The sequence below is a fragment of the Rhizobium sp. IY2 genome (assembly GCF_047532935.1).
GTDB lineage: Bacteria > Pseudomonadota > Alphaproteobacteria > Rhizobiales > Rhizobiaceae > Rhizobium > Rhizobium anhuiense.
In genome coordinates this window covers 1-223 of sequence record NZ_JBLKNU010000067.1, presented here as the reverse complement: position 1 = coordinate 223, position 223 = coordinate 1, and the positions used below count along the sequence as shown (strand labels likewise).

1 pseudogene is annotated in these 223 nt (G+C 62.3%); it reads right to left on the bottom strand.

The features are described 5' to 3' along the window. Positions 1-223, bottom strand: a pseudogene (locus ACMUVN_RS33420) (sugar ABC transporter permease); the annotation flags it as partial.

Sequence of the window (223 nt, the reverse complement as noted above, 5' to 3'; positions counted from 1 at the left end):
AGCCGAAGTGGTGCAGCGTCTGTTCCAGGCCGAGGCCGGGATCGAGGAACCATTTCCAGGCAACGCCGGTGACGATGAAGGAGAGCGCCATCGGATAGAGGAAGATCGGCCGGAGCAGCCCCTCGCCGCGGATCTTCTGGTCGAGCAGGATGGCGAGGAAGAGACCGAGCGCCAGGCAGATGCCGACATAGAGGAAGCCGAAGATCGCCATGTTGGTGATCGA